We start from the raw sequence: 26,969 nt of genomic DNA on the forward strand, positions 1-26,969 counted from the left end.
AGCAACTGACTGACTAAAAATGAAAAACACACTTTTTAAACGATTATCGCACTGACCCTTCTCTCACATCCCTGTTGTCTAACTGGATGGTTTCAATGCCATTCAAATAATTAATGACTGTCTCTAACGGATCCACGTCCCCAAATTTTGCATCAATATCGAATAGATTCCATTCGACTGCACCGGGGACACGATCAGCAATCGTTCCTTCAGGGACAATGGTACGGAATCCAAGCTCAGTTGAATCCATACATGTGTGGCGCACGCAGGCACATGCTGTAGCACCGACGACAATCAGTGTATCGACACCATGGGTTGTAAGCCAGTACTGCAATGGCGTCCCGTTAAAGCAACTAGCCGTCTTTTTGACAAACACCACTTCTTCTTTCTGTGGATTCAACCTTTCATCAATGTCAATCCAATCTTCCCCAAGCTTTAATTCGTCCAATGGAATTTTGTCTGCCCATCTCCCGATATCCTGATAGCCATTCGGATTATATCCGGTTGTACTGTGGAAAATCGGCACATTCTTTTCCCGTGCTACATCTAACACACGACGAACATTCGGGATGACCTCTTCCATATTTTCACAGGTGAATGCATGCCCTGGTCTAGTCCAGGCATTGGCAAGATCCACCGTTATGATGCCCGGTTTTTTTCCATAGCCGACACGCTTCTGAAAGCCGCGCTCCGTATGAATTTCCCTTGCTCGTTTAAACATTTTTTGTAATAACTCCAGATCAAAGATTTCTTCTGACATTTCCTTCATCCTTTCAAATTTTGATTTTTATTTTTTGATACACGTAACCATATACTTTAAATTTCTTCTTCATGCCTTATTGGGTGAATAACGGTAATTTGCCTCTTTCTTGACGCATTTTATTCCGTCTTTGTTCTGTTAATTCTCTATTTAAATGGCCTTGTTCAATCACCACCCCATAAGCGTTCAAGGCTGTTTCGATGGAAATGATTTCATCCAGCACATCTTCATACACGCTTTTCGCCTGTCGTTCCAGCGGATCACCATAGCCTCCCGATGACGGCACCATTATTTTCACGGACTCGCCTGCATTAAACCGTTGGCCGTTTAATTTTGAAGGGAGTTCCTCTGGATTTGTATCCGAATTTTTAATTAATGATGCCTCCGTTCCCGGTAGACCACCATTGTACCCCCATGGTTTAACAGTATGTTTATCGCCTTCCATGGACATTAACCCATCTGTCAAGAAGCGGTTCCGACGAATGATACCAAGGCCACCTCGCGTTTTACCGGCCCCACCGGTATCTTCTCTAAGTTCATACTGCTCGCAAATCATTGGCGTGTGCATATCAAGGTCTTCAATCGGATTATTTCGTGTATTCCATGAACTAAAATCCATCGCATCCATCCCATCTTTCTCTGGACGGCCACCATAAGAACCTTCATTGACCTCAATGTACACCCAATAATTATGGTCCTGATCTAAACCGGAATACGAGGCAAACTGAATATTGGCAGCACTCCCTGCACAGGTCCTTTCGGGCATGACCGGCGTCAAAGCCTTGATAATTAAATCTGCAGCAGTATTTACTTGATTTGCCCGACTAAAGGTGGCTGCAGGTCGAATTGGATTAAAGATACTTCCCTTCCTTGCTGTGACTTTAACAGGGCGAAACACGCCATGATTGGCCGGCACAAATTCTTCATGGGTATAGGTATCAAGAAATATGGAACGCACCACACTATATACACCCACACATAGCGCACCGGAATAGGCGGCATTAAAAGCTGACGCAACCTGATCAGCAGATTTGGAGACATCCACCTCCAGTTCACTGCCTTTTTTAATGACATTCACATGAACCTTCAATTTTTCATTTAGGTTGATGCCATCATCATCAAGCCAGGATTCTGCCTCATATTCACCATCGGGAATCTTGGCAATTTCTTTGCGCATCATGTGCTCCGAGTAATTCATCAATTCTTCTCCAGCCGCAAGCACCGTATCTTTTCCATACTTATCGAGCAGCTCAATGTACCTTTTTGCCCCTAGTCTGCAGGCAGCTACTTGCGCTTCCAGATCACCAATGACCTGGGAAGACGTGCGTACTTTCTGTCTAATGACTTCGAACAGTGTTTCATTCGGTTGCCCTTTTTCATATAACTTGACACCATTTAATACCAGCCCCTCCGCATAGACATCAGGAGCGTCCACGATTAAACCTGGCTGTGCACCGCCTATGTCCAGATGGTGCGCCGTTGTTCCAGCATAACCGATTAATTCCCCTTCATAGAATATAGGCTGACTAAGGGATATATCAGGCGAATGCGAGGCACCGGCATACGGATCATTGTTCCAAATGATATCTTCCGGATGCTGATTGTCCCCGATTATTTCTTGAAATCCTTCAATATAGCCGGGGAGACATCCTAGCTGCATAGGGGTTGAATCCGATTCGGCAAGTGTTTCGCCAAATTTGGTGAATACCCCGGCACCAAGATCCTCCGATTCCCGGATTAAAGAGGAGTAGGCCATCCGCTGCATCACGTGTGACATCTCTTTGGCAATCGTATCCAGCGCTCCGCCAATAACTTGCATGGTTACTGGATCAATTTTTTTACTCATCACTCGTCACCACCTCTGCAAAATGTTTATTCACAGTCTGAGATGTTCTTGTCTTTTCTTCATTTTGTGTTGCCAGTAACGTACCATGCGGTGAAACGACCACCTCCCAGTTGGGTGGAACAATTGATGTTGAATCACGCTGAATGATGGAAGCCGGTCCTGTAATGCGATCATTTGCCAATAATTTTTTTCGCTGGTAACGTGGTGTCGGGATACCTCTAATGTCGCCATCAACCTCAAAATAGGTTTGCCGTTCATACATAAACGCTTCTGTCGGATTTGTTCTTCCGATTTCTTCTAATTGAGGCAGTTTAAACGATGGCGTTTTCCCGGTTGCAACAATATCCAACGAAATGAGTTCCACAGTGTTTTCAGGGAAATGATGACCATATTCCTGCTTGTGCATCTGATGGAAACCAGAAATAATCGCTTCGATGCTTTGTTTCGTTAGCCTCCCTTCTGGAATAGGCACTCTTAGCTCAAATCCCTGCCCCATATAGCGGCATTCAGCAATTCGTTCATATTCAATATCACCTTGACTGATGCCATCCCGAATAAGCTGGTTTTCCGCTTGATCCTCCAATTCCTGCAACTGCTGCCCCAGTTTAAGGACAAGGTCTTCCGAAATCGCCTCCAGCTCCTCAATATAGGAAGCATTAAAATGGTATTTTAGATCACTGATTAACAGACCGGCTGAAGCGTTAATGCCAGGGTAGTTCGGAACCATGACGGTCTTTGAACCAATTGTTTCTGCCAAATCAATGGAATGAAGCGGTCCCGCCCCACCTGCAGCTAATAATGCGAAATCCCTCGGGTCAATACCTTTACGGACTGAGTTCTCCCGGATAGAAAGGGCCATATTGTTGTTAATAATTTTTAAAATGCCAAATGCTGCTTCTTCAACGGTCATGTTTAATACATCAGCTATGTTGTTCTTGATAGATTCAGTGCTTTTTTCTGGCTGTAGTGGAATTTCCCCGCCCAAAAATTGTTCTGGATCCAGCCTTCCTAGGACAACATTAGCATCCGTTACGCAAGGGTCTTCGCCGCCCTGTCCGTAACAGGCAGGTCCTGGTGTCGATCCGGCACTCTTAGGTCCAACCCGGAATGCACCACCCGCATCGACATAGGCAATCGAACCGCCTCCAGCACCAATCGTATCGACCTCCAGCATCGGTGTAACCACTGGATAACTATTAATTTCAGCATCTCGTGGATTGACGACCCTGGGCGTTTTTTCGGGGATGATTGAAATGTCAGCAGAAGTGCCTCCGATATCGACACTGATAACATTGTCTTTCCCGTTCAATTCTCCCCACCAGGAAGCTGCCAGCACGCCCCCCGCCGGTCCAGATTTCAATAGATTCATCGGCGTCATGGTAGCCTTTTGAGAAGATGCCATCCCGCCGGAAGACTGCATGATCTGTAGTTTCCCTTTTACGTTCGCTTCTTCAAGTGATAAAACGAGATTATCAATATACTGATTCACTTTAGGCGCAACAAACGCGTTCATGGCTGTCGTACTGAAGCGTTCATACTCACGTATCCGGGGTGCCACTTCACTGGATGTAAAACATTTGATTTCCGGCCAAATCTCATTAACAATTTCTTTTGTTCTTTTTTCATGGACATCATTAAGAAAAGAGAAAAGAAAGCCAACAATAATGACATCGACATCTTCTGCTTTCAATCTTTTAACGGCATCTCGCACTTCTTCTTCATCCAATGAAGTGCGGATACGTCCATCGGGGGCTTGAAGTTTTTCTGTAATAGGAAGACGGTGCCGTCGCTTCACCAAGGGATTATCCTGCCAAGGAAGACTTTGCTGAATAGAGAAATTTTCTTTCTTTTTATGACGGGCAATATGCAGAATATCCCGGTAATTCCGCGTTGTCAGCATCCCTACTTTCGCACCATTTCCTTCGATGGTAATATTCGTTGCAACGGTTGTTCCATGCAAAATGTAATCAATATCCTCAACAGCCACATCACTTATGGCACAGAGCTCTTTTATGCCTTTAATCACACCAACAGATTGATCGTGCGTTGTACTGGGGACCTTGTGTACATTAATTTTATTGGCTAATTCATCAACTAATATCAGATCAGTAAACGTACCGCCAACATCCACTCCAACTCGAACCATTCTTAGTCTCCTCTCATTTTTAGGGATAAAACCAAAGATAGAAGCACCCCTTGTTTCGCCCATCTGAGATTTTGCTTGAGCTAAAATTTACTTTAAATACGTATCATTGCTCTCGAATATATCCCTCCCATATTTAAAAATTCATAATATAAGCAATTGTTAGTTACATTATATAACGTAAGCGGTTTCATGAGTAATGACTTGAAATGATGGTCTTTATCATTGAGACTGATACCCGACCATTTTACTATTCGATTTATAATCGTTCATCTACTGTTGGGATCGTATAAGAATGGGTTTGTCTTGTTGGAGATTGATTCGGAATACAAAAGGGTGTTCATAATTTATAGATGAACACCCATGTAAGGTTTCTTTTATTCGAAGAAACTTCCTGGAATCGTTATTTCTTAATAATATTATGTTTAGGACCATAAGGGAATTTGGTTATGTTTTCAGCGCCATCTTCAGATATAACAAGAATGTCGTGTTCACGATATCCCCCGGCACCTGGCTCGCCTTCTGGAATCATAATCATAGGCTCCATGGAAATAACCATCCCTGGTTCTATCACAGTCTCAATATCTTCACGGAGCTCTAAACCCGCTTCACGACCATAATAATGACTAAGCGTGCCAAAGGAATGGCCATAACCGAAACTACGATATGGCAATAGATTATGTTCTCGGTAGATTTCATTCAGCTCAGCGGCAATGTCCTTACACCTGGCACCCGGTTTAAGTAACTCCAGCCCTTTTTCATGCACTTTCACATTAATTTCCCACAATTCTAGAGCACGGTCTGAAACTTCTTCCAAAAATAATGTACGCTCAAGTGCTGTGTAGTAGCCGGCTATCATCGGAAAACAATTCAAACTTAAAATATCGCCGCGCTTCATTTTCCTGGATGTCGCCCAGTTATGAGCACCATCTGTATTAATACCGGATTGGAACCATACCCATGTGTCCCTTAGTTCTGCATGGGGATACGTGCGAGCAATTTCACGAGTCATCGCCTGTGTCCCATGTAAAGCCACCTCATATTCAGGTACACCTTCACCAATCGCCTCAACGACTGCATCTCCTCCAATATCGGCAATCCTTGCTCCGTTTTTGATTAACTCAATTTCTTCTGATGACTTGAACATCCGTTGGGACATTGTTACTTTGGAAACATCCACAAGCTCCGCATCCGGAAATGCGTCTTTCACTTTATCGCACGTCTCCAGCGTCAGATTATCATTTTCAATGCCAAGACGATTAACCGCGGTCCCGCTTAGTACCTCCTGAACAGCGTATAGAAAGTTATCCTTGTGCCAATCCGTATAAACAATATTGTCATCAAAACTGCGACGCCATGGTTGACCGCCATCGATATTGGCACTAACTGTAATATGTTTCTCCTGAGTTACCACAAGCGCATATGATCGGCCGAACGCTGTATAAAGAAAGTCACTGTAATAATTAATATTATGATAAGAGGTAAATAAAACGGCATCTATTCCCATTTCAGCCATGTTTTGACGTAAAATTCTGTTACGTCTTTCCATTTCTTCCTTTGAAAAGGTTGGTGTTACCTTTTCGCCGTTTTTAATGATTTTTGTTCTTTCCAAATCGTTTGTTTTCTGCATTTTAATATCCCCTTTCAAGTTTTTTAATTTATCCATGTCAGGATTATGCAATCGCATGTGATAGACGCATCACCACCCCCTTCTATACCAGCTCGTTTTCACTAAGTTTCTAAAATCCACGGAATTTGTATTCGCTTCCATATAATGAAATCGATTATTTACTATAATTATAGTTGATGATCACGCTCCTGAATAATGGTTAAAAATGATAGAAAATATCATTCTTACAGATTGGGTTTGATCCCCCCTAAATAGCGCCCCAACTTTTTGTTCTTATTACCCCTGTCTTAGTGGTTTATTTGCTGTTTCTTTTGTCCAGAAAAGTGCAATGAAAGCAATTGCCGCAGCCCCCATCAAATAGAAAGCTGGTGCAAATGAGTTGTTTGTTACCGAGATTAAAAATGTTGCTACGAATGGTGCAGTCCCCCCAAAAAGGGCATTACTTGAATTAAATGATATAGCAAAGCCGCTATAACGAACATTCGTTGGAAACATTTCAGACAAAAAGGTAGCGAGCACCCCGTCATTTCCCGCTAATATTACTCCAAGTAAAATTTGTGCCAGTATCGCAAATGCACCACCCCAGGAAAGCAAAATAAAAGCGGGGTATGTTAAAAAAATAAATAAAATGCATGCAGAAATTAAAACCGGCTTTCTACCAACTCTGTCTGCAAGGGCACCAACCATAGGCAGGAAAAACACGTAAGATCCAAGTGATAAAATAGTCGTCAAGATGGATGCCGCACTATTAAATCCTAATTCCTCCGTTAAATAGGTTGGCATGTATGTCAAAATGATATAAAAACCGACAGCGTTAAGGGATACAACCCCAATGGCAACCAGAACTTGTCTCCAGTTTGATTTAATTCCTTGAATCATCGGAGATTTTTTCTCCTCTTTAACAAACTTTTCCTTTCGCTCCATTTCTTTAAATAGCTCTGGATCTTCCAGTTTCAACCTAATGAACAGGGCGAATATTCCAAGTGGACCAGCCATAAGAAACGGCACACGCCAACCCCAGCTTTGCAATGCCTCTGAGGAAAGATTAAATTCTAAAAGTGAGGCTACGATAGCTCCTAGCGCCAAACCAGCAGCTGTACTTGCTGGTACCATACTCACCAATAGCCCTCGCTTTTTATTTGGTGCATGCTCGGCCAGGAATGCTGCCGCTCCTGCATATTCACCAGACGCTGAAAAACCCTGTACAAGACGAAAGATAAGAAGCAATATTGGAGCAGCAATACCGATTGACGCATAGCTTGGAATCAGTCCTATCGCAAACGTTGCTATTGACATAATCAATACCGTTAAAACCAAAATTTTCTTCCGACCAACTTTATCACCATAATAGCCCCAAATTACTCCTCCAAGGGGGCGCGCTACAAATGAAACCGCAAACACAGCAAATGTTGATAGTAATGCAGCTGTGCTGTTACCTGGTGCAAAAAATACTGCAGCAATAACAGTAGCCAAATATCCATATGTTGCATAATCAAACCATTCAATCATATTTCCGATCGCTGCTCCAAATACAGTTTTTTTCATCCTTGCTATGGGGATTTCCTCTTCATTTTCAATCACTTTTTCTACCGACATGTTTTAATAACACCTCACTATTTTTATATTGGTAACACTCACATTTCCTTTTAATTTAAAGTACTTAACATTCGGTCAAAATTGATAATTATATTGAAAGCGTTTACGCATTACAATATAACTATTTATCAGCTATACGCTGCCTCCTTTCTAATGATGAATGTGAGTTAGGTTGTTTGAATAAGATGTTGTAATGATTAGTTTTCACTATTTACACAGTGACAACTTGTTAAATATTTAAAATTATTATAAAATTAAATCAGCATCTTGTATAATGATTAGAAAAGATGGCTCATATCGCAATAACTGAATGATTGAACGTTGAATGGTTATTGGAGGGGTGCAAATGGAAATAAAAGATTTGCTTATTTTTCAAAATGTTGCTCACCATGGAAGCATTAGTAAAGCGGCTGATGAACTCTGTTATGTACAATCACATGTGACTTCCAGAATAAAATCCCTAGAATCTCATTTACAAACCGAATTATTTCACCGGCACAGTCGAGGAACAACGCTCAATTCTGAAGGAAAGAAGCTTCTAAATTACTCAGAAAAAATTCTACTGATGATGAATGAAATGGAAAAAGCATTTCAAGATTCCGACAGTCCCTCAGGAACACTGGAAATTGGCACAGTGGAAACGGTTATTAAACTACCAATCATTTTATCTGCCTACCATAGAAACTACCCCAACGTTGATTTATCACTTATAACCGATGTCACAAAATCATTAATCCATCAAATTTTGAACCGAAAACTTGATGGCGCATTTGTGACGGCTTTCGGTGATCATCCAGAAATCGAACAAGTTGAAGTATTCCAGGAAAAGTTGGTTTTAATATCAAATAATGAACGTATTTCCTTTGAAGATTTAAAAAGAAAACCACTGCTCGTTTTTAGTGAAGGATGCAGTTATCGAGCGAATTTAGAAAGTTGGCTTTATGATGAGGGCGTTATAAATGCACACGTGATGGAATTTGGCACATTAGAAACGATTTTAGGTAGTGTTAAATCTGGACTTGGAATTAGTCTTGTTCCGCAATCTACGGTTCGTCAATTAGAACTGGATGGTGCTATTCATTGCCATGATATTCCTGATAAATACAGCAATATATCCACTGTTTTTATTTGGCATGCAGAATCATACGTAACCAATACGATGGCAAAATTCATCGAAACAATCCAGGATGCTGCAGCTGTTGACTATCCACCATTGATTAATGAGATTTAACATATCTATCAACCGATTAACAAGGCTTCATAAGCACGGGCATTATCAACGTAACGTACTATTGCACTGATAATACCGCCCACTTCTGCTTCATGCGTTGGTAAACCGTCCGACGGCTGGTCGTATATCCGTTTACGTTGCGCCAATACCAATATGATGCTGCGGTATCGATAGCTCGCACGTTTTGCACCTTCGTGATACTCGGTGCAAAACAGTCAATCCCACATCCCAGTACAATCTAATATAGGAACGCCCAATATCCTTATTTTATGATAAAATAATAGGAACGAATTCTTTTATAAAGTGGGTGTGGCGATTGGAACGGTACCTGTTCAAACTGAATAAAGAATTGTTGGATTTGCAGGCAATGGAAATGGACAACGCGTTATGTAAATTCTTTCGGCATACGAATCTATCAGATGAGACATTTGAGATGGAAAATGACCGGGGAATGACAAGAAAATTTTCTATTAACTGGGATGAACAGTTACTTCAAGGCAGGGGCATTAAAGGATTTTTCGCCAGCTATGATGACGCTTTTTTATGGATCAGCCTGACAGACGATCAGCGAATAAAAGTCGCTGCACAGGAAAAATCTTCAACTAGTGGCGAATTACATAACCAGGAGCATGCGGAGACTGTACTTCGGGACTTGACTCGATTTATCAGCCATGACGATGCGTGGTTCCAGCTCTATCAGTCCTCAGAAAAATTCCGGTTGAATCCAAATGATAATGAGTTGCTCTGTCTGCCATATTTACGTGAAATGGAGACGTTTGATTACCAAATCAGAACGGTCAAGTCGGTGATGAGCCGCTTTAAAGGCCGTGTCATGCTTAGTGATGAAGTCGGGCTTGGCAAAACCGTCGAAGCTGGCATGGCCATGCTAGAATATATTATGCGCGGACTGGCCCGGCGAATTCTGATTCTCGTACCGCCATCGCTTGTACAACAATGGGAAAATGAAATGAAACGAAAATTTAACCAGGACTTTGTACGGGCCGATGATCCGGCATTTAAAAGAAAAGGTGACGCTGCTTGGGGACACTATCAAAAAGTTATCGCCTCGATTGATACCGCAAAACGGAAAAATCACCGACGCGCCATCAGTGAACAGTATTATGATTTGGTCATTGTCGATGAAGCCCATCATTTGAAAAACAGACGAACGCAAAAATGGCAATTTGTTAATGCCATAAATAAGAAATACATCTTTCTTTTGACCGCTACACCGGTGCAAAATCATCTGGAGGAATTATACAATCTCATTACACTTCTAAAGCCGGGCCAGCTGAGCACCTACAGCTACTTCCGGAAAAACTTTGTAGAAGGTAAAGAAGGTATTGAGGCCAAAAATGTGGACAGGCTGAAAGGATTACTTGCGGATGTGATGGTGCGCAACAAACGCAATAATGTGGATGTCACGTTTACGAAAAGAACAGCCTACACGAGAACGGTTACGACGCCACCGCGTGAAAAAGCGTTGTATGATAATTTGAGTACGTTTATCCGAAATAACTACGAGCGACAGCATAGTGTGTTAAACCGATTTCGATTAAAAAACCTGCAGGAACAAATCGGGAGCACCATTACTGCAATTATCCCATCATTGGAGAGGCTTGCGACCAATGAAAAACTAGCAGCGTTTGAACAGAAAACCTTACAGCGGTTTCTGGATGAAGCACGTGCACTTGCCGGAAATGATACAGCAGGACATGAGAAGGCAAAAGAAGTGGCAGCTATCTTACAGGAATTTGACGGAAAAATGATTGTTTTTACGAAGTTTTCCTCAACCCAACGTTATTTAAGTGATTTTCTGCTTAATAGTGGTTTTAAGGTGGCTGAATTTCATGGCGGTTTACGCCGCAAGGACAAGGAAGAACAGGTAACTTATTTTCGCGAAGAGGCTGATGTGTTAGTCAGCACCGAAGTTGGCGGCGAAGGACGGAACCTGCAATTTTGCAATGGCATGATTAACTACGACTTGCCCTGGAATCCGATGGCGATTGAACAGCGCATTGGTCGTATTCATCGGATTGGGCAGGAACAGGATGTTTTTGTGTATAACCTGGTGGCTGAAGATACGATTGAATACTACATTCTCAATTTGCTTGACCGCAAAATTAATATGTTTGAGCTGGTCGTCGGGGAAGTCGATGCCATTCTTGGTGATATGGAAGAAAAAGAAGACTTTTCCGAAATGATTATGAAAGCCTGGGTCGACGCTGAAAACAACGCGGAAGTGGAAGCAGAGCTGGATGAAATCGGTGAAACCATGCTGCAAAATAAACAAAAATTAATCAAGCAACGAAACTTGGACGATACGTTATTTTAAGCGAGGTGAGCATGCAACATGCAATTGCAGCAATTTGTAACCGAAGCGGTGGAAAATCTTGGTGGGGTGGTCATGCCGGTGGAATATGCGCTCTGCCATGTGCTCATTCCGGAAGCCTACGCATCCTATTTTCAGAATAAAACAGAACTCAAGCTTTCCTTTGATTTTGAAGTTGCCCAGGAAAACCCAGACTCCGAATTCATTACCTTTGGTAGTTATGTGCTGGAGCAATTATTGACCATTGTCCATGACAAGGCAAAAACAACAGTGCGCTATGCGGAGATTGACCGGCTCGAACTTGGGAATCCACAGAAAAAAATTGCGGCGTTTTTACAAGACGAACAAGGCAAAACCATCATTGAAGCTGAGAGACCCGTGCTTGGCGTCTGGACCGTTTTCGGGTACCACACCGCGTTTGTAGCAGATGAGAAAACGGAAAAGACAGACCAGGTTTGGGTCAATATGCTGACAAACAACGTTGATTCTGTTATGAAACAAAAGCACCATCACATAATGTACCAGCAACAAGGGTCATACGCCTATCCGATTCCTGTTAAACTTGATATGGAAAGAGCTCTCCAGGAAGCAACAGCCCATATTAAGGAGAAAAGTGAACAACAAAAAAATGCCCAAGTCGATGAGCGTCAGATTGCTAAGGACATCGATCGGATTAATAATTATTATGATGCACTCGTCGCTGAGAATAATAAACGCGCAAACCGAAAAGGGCTGAGTGAAACAAAACAACAGGAAATCTATGATAAAACAGAAACCATTAAACTCGAACGCGACAAGCAGCTGCAAGAAATCTATAACAAAGCAAACGGCGAAAGGGAAATCAATCTTGAAAACGCAATCCTTTACTTTGTCCCATTACTAGAATATACGATAACTCGCCGATTCAGAGGAAATCAAAAACAGCTGACACTTTTTTATAATCCGATCACGAAAGAGTTTTTCAAGTGCGGGAACGATTTCTGATAACGGGAACGATTTCGCCAGTTCATGCGAGGAATAAAACAAATGAAGATATCAGGCCTAAAATATTTACAATGATTGTCAGCAGGGTAAGTGCACCCGCTATATAGTTGCATTAGTTTGTTCCGTTCTTCATCATATGCTATGCCCCCCCTTACACGATGCGCATTGCATTTGTTGTATGGGTTTCACACCACTAACATTGGCTGACTTTTGAAACATTTTAGATTTAGGTAGGGCGGGTTGTATATTCGGATAGTGCATACAGGCGTAGCGATTACTATTAACGACATTTTAAATATGTTCGTCCTGGTAATATTTGAGGAAGATAACGGAAACTGCAGTTGGCCACTTTAACTTACAAATGCGTGGTCTAAATCCACCATTCTTAGATGGTATTAGCTTTAGCCTTATCTTTTTTCCATACCAAATCATGAGGTGAAAGTATTGTCAGTTATCGAAAAAGTAGTCATGCGGTGTATGACATCAAGTATCATACTATATGGATGACAAAGTATAGATACAAAGTATTACGAGGTCACATAGCAGTAAGAGCCAGAGAATTGATTAGACAAGATTGTGATGTCAGATGATTACAATCTTGCAAGGGAGCGCTGGCAAAAATCACATTCATTTGTTATTATCTTGTTCTCTAAGTCTTGCTCCAAGTAAAATACGGACGGGATAATAAGAAAATTTTATAGCCAACCAATTCAATGAAGGCAGTGACGACATATTCAAGTCATACTTTGAATATGCTTCAGCTTAAGGGCTTTGATCAGGACTTCAGCCTGGAGAACGACTTTAGTCGCCGACAGTTATGTCCAAATCCACCAGCTTTAAGTTTTAGCAGGTGGTCGTTTAAAAATGGAACAAACCGCTTACTATCCACTGACTTCTCACACATTTCCTCAATTTTTTCCTCGTTAGCGATTAACTTTTTCACTAAACGTGAAGACACATAGAACGGTAGGATTTTCCCATTATCAATACACCCATCGTAGCTGAGCATTTCGTTTTAGTTCTCGTATTAGGGATTCGATTGTTTTATGTTCAAAAACAATACCAGCAAGTATGCAGTTCCAAACGACACGTACCGGATAGTCATCCCGTCCGCTCGTCTTTCTTTTTCCAAGAATCGCATCAGGTTGTCATTAGGAAGATAACCAGACGCAGACGATCTGAATCCCCTAAATATTCAATTTATTCCCACGTAAACAAATTCATTTGTGTAAAATCGCCATACAGATGAACCTCTTAGTCGTTAATTTTGTTTTGGTATAACACTTTCTAACCTACTGGTGACAAGGTTTCATCTGTTTTTTTGTATTTTGGGGTGTAGTTAATTGCTTAACAACTGCCCGGAACCCCCAATACATCGTTTCATATTGGGGGGAAATATTTTTTGAGGCCTTTCCTAATCCTTGTTTTCACTGGATTTTGGAGACATGGTATTTAGCTCTTGAATTATTGTTCTTTTAGTCTATACATAAAACTCTCAGTAAAGTCTGTCATAATAACATTCTGGAGGAAAGTTTAGGAAATGCATGCTAGTAGTTCATTTTCCACATTAAATAGCGAAGAGCCAACTTTTATTTGGAAGTTGTCATGTTAATTGTAGTTTGCAATAATAATTCTGTTCCAATGGATATGTCTTCATCTCTAGCATATTCCATTGGATTATGACTAATACCTTCTTTGCATCGAACGAAAATCATTCCGTAATCACATGCATCCGCCATAACGATCGCATCATGGAATGGACCACTCATTAATACAGGTATATCTAATTCTATTTGTTTACTTACCTCTTGCATAGTATGGATAATCTCACTTTCACAATATTTCGGAGCAGTGTTTGTATCTTCCCTTATTTCATATTGAAGTCCGTTTTCGTTAGCAACGTTTGTAATACAATCACATAATTGTTGTTCGTATCGATCCCGTCTTTCTTTATTAATGTCACGTAAGTCGACAGTAAAGCGAACTTTCTCCGGGATAATACTACGAGCATTTGGAAATACTTCCAAATTTCCAACGGTTCCAACTGTAGGTGCATCAAGATCGGTTTGGACAATATCATTTAGTGCGGTTATTATTTTGGATGCGCCGAATAAGGCATCATTCCGTAGTTGCATTGGTACAGAACCAGCGTGGCCTGCAAAACCAGATAGCTCAATTGTTAACCAAAGTGGTCCTGCGATCCCACTTACTATACCAACTGAAACATCTTTAGCTTCCAAATAGGGACCTTGTTCAATGTGCATTTCGAGATAAGACCCAATAGTTTCTAGTGTATATTCTGATTCATGAAGTCGGTTGGGATCACAACCGAAAGTCGTTAATGCTTCCTTTCTTGAGATTCCATCCTTATCAGTTCGTTCTAATTCATCAGGATCTAACTTTCCTAAAATACCTCTGACCCCAAATAACCCTTTTCCAAAACGATGGCCCTCTTCATCACAAAAGGAGATAATTTCAACTGGTCTTTCGGGGACAATATTATGTTCTTGCATCGTTTGAACAACTTCTAGTCCACCTAAAACACCAATGGAACCATCAAACCTTCCTCCATAAGGCTGTGAATCGATATGCGATCCAATCATGTGCACGGGTTCATCTGGATATTTTCCTTCCAATCGACCAATTAAATTACCAAAATGATCGATTTTAGTTTCTAGCCCAGCATCAACCATCCATTGTTGCACAAGTTTAAGACCTACTTTATACTCTTCCGATAATGCTAAACGGCAAACTCCAGTTCCACCAATTTTCCCGACTTTTGCTAATTCATGAATACGATTACTAAGCCGTGTCTCATTAATTGTTAGTTGATTGATAACCATGAACACCATGCCCCTTTTTAGTTAGATTGTTTTATGCATCTGCTTTTTTATCTTTTTGTTTCTCAATTAACATAATAAGGGTGATCGTCAATGCAACACATACAACGATTTTTATCAAATCAAAAACAGGTGATAAAAAGACTCCCATTCCGATTGCCATTGCCAGAACTCCATAAGCAGGCGTTTTATAGGCAAATTGTCCCAACACTGCACCAAATATAGCAGGTAGGATATAATTAAATGCGCCTTCTACAGATGGAGGTATAATAGATAGAATGTATGTCCCGCCTAAGATGATTAAGACAATAATAAAAATGTTGACCAGTGATGCAATCGCAATCCCGAATACACCTGCAATCTCTGCTTTTTTTGATCCACTTTCTGCTCCAATTGCTTTCTGAGCTGCTGAAGAACAAGGTAAACACATGTTGGAGATATTTCCAGTCAAAAATGCTAAATACGTCCCTGCAACTCCAAGTGTTGGATAATAGGTTATCGGTTCCAATACCCACATAATACCGATAAAGGCTGCATAGCCAACTAGTCCCGCTCCAATCACACTCCATCCTGGATGGGCATCCAGGACAAAAGAGAGGTACAATGGTGGTACTAAACACATTAGCATTAAAACCCAAAGTGTTGTACGTCCCCAAAAATGCGCTCGATTATGAAAAACTTCCATCGCACTATCCATTGACGCATCTGTACTCACATTTTCCGTCACAATTCTATCTGGATTTGCACTCATGTTTTTCCTCCTTTTAATCACAAAATATTCCATCTACTCTTATTACATCATCGTTGTTAAATAACCAATCGTCATTCCAAGGGCCATCGATATTCCTAATGCCCACTCTTTTAGCCAAGCAATATTACGGTTATCAGCAATGATCATAATGATGATCATTGTAGCTAATGCAATGACTCCTGAAACGGTGTGATTGACACTTGAAATCATTTGTTCACTTGCTAAATAACCAAACGCACCAAGCATAGCTGCAGACGAAATAACGGCCATTGCTTTTGGATTTTTCTTTTCAATCTTCTTCTGTGTTTTACCTAATTGTTTTGTGAATAAAGCTGTAAATAACAGCCATCCCATTCCACCAACACACATGGTCCATACTACAGTTGCTAAAGCTTGAGTAGAAAAATCATCCCCACCTAGCTCTGTTCCAAACGCGGTTGCACCTACTTGAGCGGCACCAGATTCCGTTGCTGCTGATCCAATAATTCCGATACGCATTAACGTAAGTGGGGAGCCGAGTAGTGCAATTAAGGAAACGAGTACAATTGCAATGGCAAATGAGGGACCAATGGAACTAATGAATCCAGTTCTGATAGCTGTTTTCACTTCATTCTGTGTCATGCCAACGTCTGGAGCTGATTTTTTTGCAATTCGTAAAAATATGATGGCCTGGAACATAACAATTCCAACGACGATAAAGGCAATAATCCAAAATGGTGCACTATTGGCAATGTGTAATACATCTTCCAATGTAAGATGCCTCCTTTTAAATTGGTGGTCTATTAAACTTGCTCATGCTCTGGTAAAACATGATTTTCTTTTTCTAAGTAATCAAACACTGTTGCAATGAATAATTTTCCAATATAAAACATCGATTTTTCTTGGACATTGAATTTAGGGTGGTGGTGTGGGTAAACATCTTTACTGTCTTCCATTGCTCCGCCAACCCAGAAGAACGTTCCAGGTGCTTCTTTTAAATAATAGGCAAAGTCTTCCATTCCCATTTGTGGTGGGATACGTTTTACGTTGTCTTTCCCATACAGTTCACTGGCAATTCTTTCAACACGATTTGTTTCTTCAGAATGGTTTACAACAGCAGGATAGCCACGAACATAGTTGACGATTGCAGAGGCACCTAATCCATTGCAGGTAGACACAGCAATTTTCTCAATCGATTTCTCTACCCAATCTCTCACATCAGGATCGAACGTTCGAACGGTTCCTTTAATAGTTGCCTTATCAGGAATAACGTTAAATCCTTCTCCACCATTAAAAGAAGTTACAGACACGACAGCTGATTTTAATGGATCTGTTTGCCGACTAACAATTTGTTGTAGATTCATCATTAATTGACTGCCGACAATGAGCGGATCAACTGTTAAATGTGGCATGGCAGCATGCCCACCTTTACCAGATATTTCAATTTCGAATGTATCCCCATTTGCCATGGCATTTCCTTCTCTTACTCCAACACCTCCAAATTGATCTGTGGAGCTTACGTGCGCACCGTAAACTACATCAACACCATCCATAGCACCATCTTCTATCATAAATTTCGCTCCACCTGGAATCACTTCTTCAGCAAATTGGTGAATAAATACAATCGTTCCTGCTAGGGAATCACGGTTTTCGCTCAATACTTTTGCTACCCCAAGAAGTCCTGCTGTATGAATATCATGGCCACATGCGTGCATAACCCCGGGAATTTGTGATTTATATTCAACATCTTTTTCATCCTGGATTGGTAATGCGTCAAAGTCTGCACGTAATGCGATGGTTTTCCCAGCCTTTCCTCCTTTTAAGATACCGAGGACACCACGCCCGCCGACATCTGTTTTCACTTCTAAGCCTAAATCGGTTAGAAATTCAGCAACTTTTTTCGGTGTATTTTTTTCTTTATGTGATAGTTCTGGGAACATGTGTAGATCTCTTCTAAATTCAACTAAATCTGGATAAATTTCTTCTAATCTAGCGAATAACCCTTCTTTCACGAAAACCATTCCCTTCTATATTAAGTTTATTAATACTTGATTTATATTGAATAGGAGCACTTCATATGATTTTAGATTCACAGCATAACGGATACCCCCTTTAGATCACTTTTAGGTACAGACATTTCGGGGGAAATTCATTGTATATTCAGAAATTAATAGTTAAAATTTCGTTTTAACGGACCCACTATACGGCCGTCTTTTAGCATAATTGGTAGCTTGTTCAAATGCATGGCCAATGCGTAACACCTCATAATCGGCTCGATGTGGTCCAACAATTTGAAGGCCTAATGGCAGTCCCTTTGACGTAAATCCACTAGGTACAGATAGTGCTGGATTACCAAGTGCTGAGATGTAGTAGCAAGAGCGCATCCAATCAATATAGTTTTCCATTTTGACCCCATCAATTTCGGTTGGGTATTCTAGTTCGACATCAAATGGAGGGACTTGGCTAACTGGTAATAATAGAACATCAAAATCTTGAAAGAAAACACGCATTCGATGATATAGTTCGTTTCGTAATCGTTCAGCTGTCCCAATTTCGATTCCTTTAAGTTCTTGACCTTTATTAAAGTTCCAAATAAAACTTGGTTTAATTACCCTTTGATAACGTTCGACCAGTTCCCTGTTTGACATTTCTATTTCCCATGCACGTAATATGTGAAATACCTCGTCAGCTTCTGTAAAATCAGGACAAGCTTCTTTGACATGACAACCTAAATCTTTAAATACGTTTATCTGTTGTTCGATGTTTTCTCTTACATTTGAATCTACAGGGAGTGTTCCATCAAAATCTGCTGACCATGCCACACGAAGTCCACGTATGTCATCATCAAGCGGTTGCAGGAAATAATCACTTGGTTGATTAATGGAAATAGGAGAACGATCATCTGGACCGCTCATAACAGAGAGCATAAAGGCTGCATCTTCTGTATCTCTTGTAATTGGCCCTTGGGTTAAAAGGGTTGAATATAATGCTGGTTTTGGATATGTAGGGACTCTTCCAGGTGAGGGTCTTAAACCAACAACATTATTGAATGCAGCCGGGAAACGGCAAGAACCTCCCATATCACTTCCATCAGCAAATGGAAGCATTCCCGTTGCGACTGCAGCCGCTGCACCTCCACTACTACCGCCTGCTGTATGTCTTAATGTAAAGGGGTTCTTTGTTGCACCAAACACTTTGTTAAACGTATGAGCACCAGCACCAAATTCAGGTACATTTGTTTTCCCAATGATAATAGCACCTGCTTGTTTAATTCGTTGTACGTGAAGGTCATCTTCCCTTGAGATATTTTCAAGTAAGGCAAGTGATCCACTTGTCATTGGAAAACCGTTTGCATTATGGGTATCTTTGATAGCAATTGGGAGACCGTGAAACGGACCGACACCTGTTCCTTGTGACAGTAATTCGTCTGCTTTTTTGGCCTCTTTTAGTGCATGTTGCTCATCCAGTGAGACAATCGCATTGACATCTTGGTTTATTTTTTTAATCTGTTCTAAATGGGCTTGCATTACCTCAAGTGCAGACACTTCTCTTTGACGTATTGCTTTTGCAAGTGATCGTGCGGTTTCAAAATAATTTACATTGCTCGTCATATCCGGCTCCTTTTCAAATATTAAAGAAAGCGGTTTCATTTATTTGACTAATTATAGAATCTTTAGTAATAGTATATAGTAATTAAATTGTAAATTCAAGGTATTCTAAACAATTCAAATTTTACCTTTATTATGAATTATAAGGGGTTTGGCAGTGATTGCTTTTTGACTATTTAAAGCACAACAAAATGAATAAGCGCCGTCAATGTTTAACTTTTAGGTATCAACTGATTAGATGATACCTAAAAGGAAGATTATGGGGATAAAATGAATGAAGTCATTTGAAAAACTAAGGCTATCACCGACCCTTGCCGAGAAAACCTTAGTTTTAATTCGTTTATATGTTGCATTATTTAGCTGACGTTTCATGCAGGACCCTTTGAATCACCATATTCGTCATATTCGGTACGATTTCAAATGAATAGGTCATTTCCACGCGTTCCAACCGTTTATGACCATCCATCCCATATGGCCCAATATTGACCACCGGCACATCGATATCACGGACGTCCTGATAATCCACATAATGCTTGGTGCCCCACGCAGGATTATTATGCTCAATCGCTGCAATTCCTGCCGTATCATCGCTTAACGCCATAAAACTTGCATCCGAAATATACGGGAAAAAGTTTCGTAAAGCGATCGGGTGATCATAGTTTGGCTGAACAGACTTAACGGCATGTTCAAGGGCGTCGATCAGAATTTGTTCATTTTCCGTTTTTCCGGATAATTCAAACCGTGGTGAATATAAGGATGAATAGAACACAAAGATTGCCGGGCTTTTATCCGCCATCCATTTCCATGCTTCCTCGACAACCCGAGCTGCAAACATTCGGGTATCCAATGTGTCATCATTTAACAGCTCCTGCTTAAAATGATCCATATGCTGAATAAATGCATCACCGTGCGTTTCAATCAGCAGCTGTTCCATTTCCTCATAAAGAAAAACGCGCGGTTGCCAAGGTATTTCTTTGTACGGTTGATGGCTGATGTCACAAAATCGCCGGTAGCGTTCTTTAAACGTGTCAAGTGCATTTGTAAACGCCATATGTGCCTGTTCTTTTAATTTTTCCAATACGTCTTTCGGCGACCACGAATGGATAAAGAAATTGTAATACACATATGCGGATAAGGCTGTTTGGACTGTATAAGTCGGCTTCAAATCTGCCTGTTTTAAAGCGACGGGAGGGACCGTTATTTCGCCAAGCGCTTCATCGCAGAGTTCCGGATTATAATTGATCTGCTTGGTTAATTCAGCCGCAATAAAATTCGGATCCAGTCCATCAAACACATCCCCGACATGTGTCTCAGCGCCAGTTATCAAAAAAGACGGGAGGAGTTTTCCGCCCACGCCCTTATAGACATAACGATTCGCATCTTCTTCAGACCGTGGCGAAACAAAATCACTATTGACAGCAGCAACATAATCAAAACGGTGCTCCTCTTGCCATCGTTTCAACATTTTGAGCGCAGACAGAATGCCATGTGAGCCGTCCTCTTCATCACACTCGGCAACAAATACGAGATTACCTGCCAGTTCTTCAGGATGTTCTGCATAATATTTCAACAGATAGATATGACTGGCGAGCCCACTTTTCATATCAAGGGCACCCCTGCCGAAAAGCCAGTCACCGGATTGCAGCTGTTCTCTTACTGATGCAGGTATATCCTCATGTTGCAACATAGCCATCCATTCGTCCGGCAAAAAAGCATATTCATGCAATTGATTAAAATCATCGACACCAACCGTATCCATATGCCCCATTAAGATGACAGTCCGATTGCTCGCAGTCTTTGTCCCTTTCACAAAGGCCAACACATTGTACCGCTCCAGTTCATCGTTTATCGTTTGTTCAATAGTGACGTGTTCCGGATTCGATGTGAAATAGGGAAAAGATGAAAGCAACGTATATAAATAATGGGCAATGGCCTTTTCACCTTCCGTTTTAACAATACTTTGAATCCCGACAAGCTTTCTGGTTAAATCAAGCACGTCGTCACGGCATTCCATCATACTAGCTTGTGATGCCCCCATTTGATGCCCTCCTTATTTTTATTTTAATCCTATCATATTGTCTTTTTTTGTACATGAATTAACAACATTTTTTCTGGCATTAGTGGATTGGATACTGCAATAATTCTCCCGCGTCACATTCGTCCATACCAGTTCTCACATGGGAAAGATAACTGCTCAAATAAGAAAAGAAATAGATGATAAATGCAATGCCAATACGGCGTGTTTTTGCGAAGCTGTAAATGGGAAAGGATTTATTTCTATACACGGAATCAATAGCGAATTAAAACAAATGGCAAGCATCATATGTACCATTACATATTGAGAAGACCCCATCAAGCGTTGGGTGAAAAGTCACCGACCAATACTTAATAATCGAGACAAATGAAAAATAAACATTAGAATTGTATCTTAATTATTTCTTGATAAATCCACTCGGCTAATTTTTTATTAGAAATCGGGGTATAGCAGGAATAACCGCCCAAGCTATATAGGATATGCCTTGATTCATTTCGACTACATGCCATAATTAGATCGAATAATTCATCTTTACTTAAATTTTCTTGGCGAAATATAGACTGTATAAGCCGTTCATATGGAAAAAATTGATACTGTTCTATTAAATTGACACTGCCTTCTACATCAATTAATGCCATTAATCTCTCATTATTTACAAACGTTCTAAAAGGTCCATAAACACCCTTGTTATCATCACTAAAAATATAAACAGGACCAAAATACATGCTCAAGAAAACCAGGGCGAAAACAGTTAAAAATCGTTCTCCGGCATTTTCTCTGTTCTGTACAAGCACATCTTCTAATTCTTTTAGTGCGGTAGGTGAGTTAACATCCACTTTTTTTATTAAACCTGTAATCGTTTGATTCGTTCTCACTGCTTCTAACGTAATATTCTTTAACAAACGTAGCGCTTCTCTTTTACCCAACATATGCTGCAATAAATCAAATAATTTTTCTAAACTGACGACATATATTTCTTTCCTTTTAGAAAGAATTTGAAATAACTCATAATAATAATCTCTAAATACCTGTTCATTAGGAAGATTTTCCGATGCCTCTTCTAAAATAATATCCGGTATTATAATTAGGTTAGAATGTTTAAACCCTTTTACCATTATCGGATTCCTTACAATGTCTTTCCTCATTTTGGTGAGCATCACGTTATCAACAATATAAAGTGTTTGGTGGTTATTTAAAGAATCTTTTAGTTGACTTGAGTCAAAGTTAAGAAAAGGTCTTATAGAATTGATTTTAGCATGTCCGCTATCCTTCATTTTTAATTCCACCGCCCAACTCTTCTCGCCAATCTAATACTAGCTTATATAATGCATTATATTTTTCTACGATAGATTGGTAATCATCGTCATTCAAATTTTTCGATGCCTCTGAAAGCAACGTGTTATAATGATCGATTTTAATTTTATAACTGGCAGAAAAAAGCGTTCGATCAATGTCATCTGGCAAATTATTTTTATAATCGTAGTCAATAATAGCTTTGGCTTCATGAATGTCAATTAGCTGATTCTGGGCTAATTTAATCACAATAGCCTTATAAGGCACTTCAAATACAGGTATTAGGTTAATGACGATATCAATTAAACCAGTAGGATTTTCTTTTTTAAAGGCGTTAAATTTTCGTTCTAGTATAAAGTCATTTATTAAAAATTCACCAGCAAAAAGATTAGGTAATCGTTCTTTTTCATCAAAAATACGGTCAACCAGAACAAAATTTTCGTCCTGCTTCTTAACCTTTTCTTTGTCAAAATAAAAGTGATAGAATTCATGCGCCCACATAAAATTCTCATAAATCTTTGGCTGTGCCGAATTGATCTGAATATAAAAGTTCTTATTATGATAAAAAACTAAACCGCCATAATCTGAATTCTTAATTGGAAATTCTAACACATGGGCGTTTTCAAATAGATACGTTTTTATATACTCTAATGGCTTTGAGGAAATAAGAGGATCACCCGATGACTTTAACAATTCTATTTTTGACTTTATGTTAGATATATAGGTTTGGTTAAATGTTACCACTCTCTCGAAATTATCTTTATTGATCATCAAGATGCTCACCTTCCAAAATAACTGGCGGATTTGATAAGGGCTCAAGAATATCGACAAGTTCTACAAATTCTCTAAAAACACGCATCCCCTCTTTAAACGCTTCATCGTCTGATCCATAAAAAGAAAGCGCCGCAAAATCCATAAAACGATACGCTTGATTCTTTTCTTTTATACTTTGAGGCAGCTCAATTTCCTGATGGTGAAAATAAAATGGATCCTTAATTCTAAACAGCTTTAAAATTTTCTGCTCATATTGATCGACGTTGCCTTCACCTCTAAGAAAACCGTAAAAAGCGCCTTTACTTATGCCCAATCGGTCTATGACCCAATTATTTTTAACCCCCTTGGCTTCCAGATACTTCTTCACATTTTCGCCTATTATCTTTTTAGTCTCACTCATCATGACACACCTCCAAATTAATGAGTATTAATATTATATACTTTTCACTTCTTATTATACGTCAAAAAAATTTAAATGTACATCATTATTTAAAAAAGTACACGTTTCTAATACACATTAATAAATATTGAATATTTTCATATCTTGGACATAGAACCTATCCATGTTTTAGATGAACGCATTGATGCTTGAATGGTGATAAATTGATCCTAGTTAAAGAAGTGGCTAAAAACACCATTAATTAATCCCCGCTCGCCATTTCATTAAACCATTCATATAGTTCACAGTTAGACCTCGCCCCCACCTCTGCAGATTATATACTTTTTGGAGAACACCAGAGTTGAAAAAAGATGCCCCTTTTTTCCCCGCATGCTTTTCTGATGTATTCAATGCCTTCTTCCAGGGTATCTTTCCTGACTTAATAATTTTGCTAGACGTTCTACAATATCTAATTTATCCCCTGGTTTTACAGGAAGCATGTATAAAGATAAATAATCCCCACCTATATTCAGGTGAGGACTATTTGACGCTTGTGATTTTCAAAGTAAAAAACAGCACCCTTCAGAGGTGCTGTGCAGATATCTTACCATCAATCCCGACTAAACAAGTCCCGCGTATATACCTTCTCCTCAACATCCTGCAAATCATCCGTCATCCTGTTCGCTACAATCACATCCGCCAGGTTCTTGAATTCCTCAAAATCGTTTACGACCCGGGAATTGTAAAACGTCTCGTCTTCCAGCGCCGGCTCGTATACAACCACCTCAATGCCCTTCGCCTTAATGCGCTTCATGACACCCTGGATGGCCGATTGTCTGAAGTTGTCGGAATCGGTCTTCATCGTGAGGCGATAAATCCCCACAACATCCGGGTTGCGCTCGAGGATCATGTTAGCGATGTGATCCTTCCGTGTGCTGTTAGCGTCCACGATAGCTTTCATGATGTTGTTCGGCACATCCTCATAGTTGGCGAGAAGCTGCTTCGTGTCTTTTGGCAGGCAGTAGCCGCCATAACCAAAGGACGGATTGTTGTAATGGCTGCCGATACGTGGATCAAGCGCGACACCATCAATGATCTGCTTCGAGTCGAGGCCGCGTACTTCGGCATACGAATCAAGCTCATTGAAGAATGAGACGCGCATGGCCAAGTAGGTATTGGCGAATAACTTGATAGCCTCGGCTTCGGTTGAGTTGGTGAACAGCACGTCAATGTTTTCCTTCATGGCACCTTGGACAAGCAGATCAGCAAATGTCTTAGCGCGTTCCGACTGCTCGCCGACAATGACGCGTGATGGATACAGATTATCGTATAGCGCCTGACCTTCCCGTAAAAATTCGGGTGAGAAGATGATGTTGTCGGTAGCAAATTTGACGCTGATTTCTTTCGTATAACCAACCGGAATGGTTGATTTGATGACCATGACGGCATCCGGATTGGTGTCCAGGACATTGCCGATAACGGTTTCGACGGTTGATGTGTCGAAATAATTTTGATCCGGATCATAGTTGGTTGGTGTGGATATGATGACGTAATCAGCATCGGCAAAAGCTTCCTCACTGCTTGTTGTGGCGGTGAGGCTCAGCTCCCTATTGGCAAGGAAGTCTTGTATTTCATGGTCGACAATGGGTGACTGCTGATTATTGATCATATCGACTTTTTCCTGCATGATGTCAAATGCGGTGACGTCGTTATGCTGGGCGAGCAGGACGGCATTGGATAAGCCGACATAACCCGTTCCGGCGACTGCAATTTTCATTTTGGTTTCCTCCTGTTTCGTCTATATGGTCATTCGATAGCGTTTCCTTTTACGTGGTCTTATTGACTGCTTAACTTTCCTAACTGCTATTTGCGGTTGTTGTTTGCTAATTCCCTGTGTTTTTCCGTGATCCTGTTTGCGTATCCCATGGGTGTTTACCCAAGTTCCTGTTACTGTTTTGCGTTCCGATGTATGTGTGTTGTTTCCCTATCATATTTGCTGCTCACACGTCCCATTCCGCAGTCACGTAACCCTGTTCACCGCGCACTTGAACATAGGCATTGAACGGATATGTAAAGAAAACCTAGTACAAACACTAGGTCAGATAAACTTTCTTTCCTATTTTAGCATAAGCCTTAGGGAAATTGAATACCGAAATAGGGATGGCCGGGACGGGGGACATGCTTCTTAAGTACGGTATATATTCATTACCAAGGTAACTTGGCATAAGGGGCTCTATGATAAAGATGAAATGAAGGCCTACGTATTGAGAACTGTACAACCCAACGAGAACAGGCGTCTTATCCGAATGATAGACATGGCATGCCACAACGAGGGGGAGGTGATACCGCATATGGTTACTTTGTGTCAAGGCATCATGCTCATGATCAGCTTTGGGTTCTTACTCATTGCTGTCATGACGTTAATTGTTTGGATAATAAAGTGAAATTGCATTCAGCGGGCCACTTCTTCCCGCTGAATGTTAGTTGAACAGAATCGGACATTTAAGATCAGTTAGCCGCCGTTTTTGGGCGGGTAGCAATGGAGCTGACAGGCACCCAAGCAATCATTCAACGTTGTTTTTCATCGGAATCACGCGCCGATTCATCGCTATCAGTTATCAGCTCACTGGCCGAGTTCTTGAATTCACGCAATGTTTGCCCGGTTGCCTTGCCGATTTCAGGTAGTTTTTTCGGACCGAAAATGATTAGAGCAAGCGTAACGATTAAAATTAACCCTGGTATACCAATATTCGCGATTCCCATCACGTCACCTCATCTACACATTTAA

At 40.6% G+C, this 26,969-nt stretch carries 21 protein-coding genes; 4 read left to right on the top strand and 17 right to left on the bottom strand.

Features of this window, described 5'->3' with window-relative positions; genetic code table 11:
- Positions 1–43: 43 nt before the first annotated feature.
- From ACFQ4A_RS09480 to ACFQ4A_RS09500, 5 genes are all read right to left on the bottom strand, one after another.
- Complete coding sequence (locus ACFQ4A_RS09480) at positions 44–760, bottom strand: isochorismatase family protein (RefSeq protein ID WP_382399917.1); 717 nt, start codon at positions 758–760, stop codon at positions 44–46.
- Between the two features lie 76 nt (positions 761–836).
- On the bottom strand, positions 837–2,606 hold the full coding sequence (locus tag ACFQ4A_RS09485; RefSeq protein ID WP_382399919.1) for a hydantoinase B/oxoprolinase family protein: 1,770 nt from the start codon (positions 2,604–2,606) through the stop codon (positions 837–839).
- On the bottom strand, positions 2,599–4,752 hold the full coding sequence (locus ACFQ4A_RS09490) for a hydantoinase/oxoprolinase family protein (protein ID WP_382399921.1): 2,154 nt from the start codon (positions 4,750–4,752) through the stop codon (positions 2,599–2,601). Before ACFQ4A_RS09490 ends, ACFQ4A_RS09485 begins: the two co-directional genes overlap by 8 nt.
- A gap of 400 nt (positions 4,753–5,152) precedes the next feature.
- On the bottom strand, positions 5,153–6,379 hold the full coding sequence (locus ACFQ4A_RS09495; RefSeq protein ID WP_382399923.1) for a M24 family metallopeptidase: 1,227 nt from the start codon (positions 6,377–6,379) through the stop codon (positions 5,153–5,155).
- A 276-nt stretch (positions 6,380–6,655) separates the two neighbouring features.
- On the bottom strand, positions 6,656–7,975 hold the full coding sequence (locus ACFQ4A_RS09500) for an MFS transporter (RefSeq protein WP_382399925.1): 1,320 nt from the start codon (positions 7,973–7,975) through the stop codon (positions 6,656–6,658).
- Positions 7,976–8,321: 346 nt separating this feature from the next.
- Between ACFQ4A_RS09500 and ACFQ4A_RS09505 the strand changes: the two genes are divergently transcribed.
- On the top strand, positions 8,322–9,206 hold the full coding sequence (locus tag ACFQ4A_RS09505; RefSeq protein ID WP_382399927.1) for a LysR family transcriptional regulator: 885 nt from the start codon (positions 8,322–8,324) through the stop codon (positions 9,204–9,206).
- A gap of 8 nt (positions 9,207–9,214) precedes the next feature.
- Here the strand turns inward: ACFQ4A_RS09505 and ACFQ4A_RS09510 are convergent, their stop codons facing one another.
- Positions 9,215–9,358 (bottom strand): hypothetical protein, encoded by a 144-nt coding sequence (locus ACFQ4A_RS09510; RefSeq protein WP_382399929.1) that lies wholly within the window; start codon positions 9,356–9,358, stop codon positions 9,215–9,217.
- 155 nt (positions 9,359–9,513) lie between these two features.
- Here ACFQ4A_RS09510 and ACFQ4A_RS09515 point away from each other — a divergent pair, with 155 nt between their 5' ends.
- The 3 genes from ACFQ4A_RS09515 (at position 9,514) to ACFQ4A_RS09525 (ending at position 13,112) form a co-directional block, all read left to right on the top strand.
- Complete coding sequence (locus ACFQ4A_RS09515; RefSeq protein ID WP_382399931.1) at positions 9,514–11,541, top strand: DEAD/DEAH box helicase; 2,028 nt, start codon at positions 9,514–9,516, stop codon at positions 11,539–11,541.
- An 18-nt stretch (positions 11,542–11,559) separates the two neighbouring features.
- Positions 11,560–12,522, top strand: coding sequence for a hypothetical protein (locus tag ACFQ4A_RS09520; RefSeq protein ID WP_382399933.1), 963 nt, complete (start codon positions 11,560–11,562; stop codon positions 12,520–12,522).
- Between the two features lie 473 nt (positions 12,523–12,995).
- Complete coding sequence (locus ACFQ4A_RS09525) at positions 12,996–13,112, top strand: transposase (protein ID WP_382399935.1); 117 nt, start codon at positions 12,996–12,998, stop codon at positions 13,110–13,112.
- A 999-nt stretch (positions 13,113–14,111) separates the two neighbouring features.
- Here the strand turns inward: ACFQ4A_RS09525 and ACFQ4A_RS09530 are convergent.
- The 11 genes from ACFQ4A_RS09530 to ACFQ4A_RS09580 all read right to left on the bottom strand — a co-directional run bounded on the left by ACFQ4A_RS09530 (position 14,112) and on the right by ACFQ4A_RS09580 (position 26,944).
- The gene (locus ACFQ4A_RS09530) at positions 14,112–15,365 is read right to left on the bottom strand and encodes a Zn-dependent hydrolase (protein WP_382399937.1); all 1,254 of its coding nucleotides are present in this window, start codon (positions 15,363–15,365) and stop codon (positions 14,112–14,114) included.
- 31 nt (positions 15,366–15,396) lie between these two features.
- Positions 15,397–16,113 carry a small-conductance mechanosensitive channel gene (locus ACFQ4A_RS09535; RefSeq protein ID WP_382399939.1) on the bottom strand — a complete coding sequence of 239 codons (717 nt, stop codon included), beginning with the start codon at positions 16,111–16,113 and terminating at the stop codon, positions 15,397–15,399.
- 42 nt (positions 16,114–16,155) lie between these two features.
- Entirely contained in the window at positions 16,156–16,863 is a 708-nt protein-coding gene (locus ACFQ4A_RS09540; RefSeq protein ID WP_382399941.1) for a DUF5058 family protein, read from the bottom strand.
- 32 nt (positions 16,864–16,895) lie between these two features.
- Positions 16,896–18,104 (bottom strand): M20 metallopeptidase family protein, encoded by a 1,209-nt coding sequence (locus ACFQ4A_RS09545; protein WP_382399943.1) that lies wholly within the window; start codon positions 18,102–18,104, stop codon positions 16,896–16,898.
- Between the two features lie 162 nt (positions 18,105–18,266).
- The gene (locus tag ACFQ4A_RS09550; protein ID WP_382399945.1) at positions 18,267–19,703 is read right to left on the bottom strand and encodes an amidase; all 1,437 of its coding nucleotides are present in this window, start codon (positions 19,701–19,703) and stop codon (positions 18,267–18,269) included.
- 349 nt (positions 19,704–20,052) lie between these two features.
- Positions 20,053–21,717 carry a M20/M25/M40 family metallo-hydrolase gene (locus ACFQ4A_RS09555; protein ID WP_382400029.1) on the bottom strand — a complete coding sequence of 555 codons (1,665 nt, stop codon included), beginning with the start codon at positions 21,715–21,717 and terminating at the stop codon, positions 20,053–20,055.
- 398 nt (positions 21,718–22,115) lie between these two features.
- On the bottom strand, positions 22,116–23,021 hold the full coding sequence (locus ACFQ4A_RS09560) for a hypothetical protein (protein ID WP_382399947.1): 906 nt from the start codon (positions 23,019–23,021) through the stop codon (positions 22,116–22,118).
- Positions 22,999–23,799: an ImmA/IrrE family metallo-endopeptidase gene (locus ACFQ4A_RS09565; protein WP_382399949.1), complete on the bottom strand. Its 801-nt coding sequence runs from the start codon at positions 23,797–23,799 to the stop codon at positions 22,999–23,001. The genes ACFQ4A_RS09560 and ACFQ4A_RS09565 overlap by 23 nt, the downstream gene beginning before the upstream one ends.
- Positions 23,789–24,202 carry a hypothetical protein gene (locus ACFQ4A_RS09570; protein WP_382399951.1) on the bottom strand — a complete coding sequence of 138 codons (414 nt, stop codon included), beginning with the start codon at positions 24,200–24,202 and terminating at the stop codon, positions 23,789–23,791. Before ACFQ4A_RS09570 ends, ACFQ4A_RS09565 begins: the two co-directional genes overlap by 11 nt.
- A 589-nt stretch (positions 24,203–24,791) precedes the next feature.
- Complete coding sequence (locus ACFQ4A_RS09575) at positions 24,792–25,958, bottom strand: nucleotide sugar dehydrogenase (protein WP_382399953.1); 1,167 nt, start codon at positions 25,956–25,958, stop codon at positions 24,792–24,794.
- Positions 25,959–26,749: 791 nt separating this feature from the next.
- Positions 26,750–26,944 (bottom strand): twin-arginine translocase TatA/TatE family subunit, encoded by a 195-nt coding sequence (locus ACFQ4A_RS09580; protein ID WP_382399955.1) that lies wholly within the window; start codon positions 26,942–26,944, stop codon positions 26,750–26,752.
- Between the last annotated feature and the right edge of the window lie 25 nt (positions 26,945–26,969).

It is taken from the genome of Lentibacillus salinarum (assembly GCF_042679865.1).
Taxonomy (GTDB): domain Bacteria; phylum Bacillota; class Bacilli; order Bacillales; family Amphibacillaceae; genus Lentibacillus; species Lentibacillus salinarum.